This is a genomic window from Jeotgalibacillus sp. ET6 (genome assembly GCF_029667115.1).
Classification (GTDB): Bacteria; Bacillota; Bacilli; order Bacillales; family Jeotgalibacillaceae; genus Jeotgalibacillus.
This window is the reverse complement of sequence record NZ_JARUIU010000125.1, coordinates 1-264: the sequence shown is the minus strand read 5'-3', so window position 1 is coordinate 264 and position 264 is coordinate 1. Positions and strand designations below refer to the sequence as shown.

1 protein-coding gene is annotated in these 264 nt (G+C 38.3%); it reads left to right on the top strand.

From position 1 onward, the window contains the following. The coding region (locus P6709_RS20020) for a hypothetical protein (protein WP_278242651.1) at nucleotides 1-245 on the top strand (245 nt) is incomplete at its 5' end. Nucleotides 246-264 lie beyond the last annotated feature (19 nt).

Genomic DNA, 264 nt, shown 5'->3' with positions numbered 1-264 from the left:
AATTGAATGGAACGGAACTCAAATCTATTTTTCAGCAGAAAGGAGACCAAATGAGCCATTTATGGTTAAAAGCGTCTCTAGTCGCAGCATGCTGTATTTTCTCCACTGATCCTACTTTAGCCGTTGATGAGCAAACCATAGAATTAAAAAATATTGCCATTGATGCTTCGTCTAGAGGAAAAGCACGTGAAGACATAATAGCGGCTATAATTCGGCTCATCTTGTTGGAGGTATTTATCCAATAATTGAGCAAGGTTTTCTTTG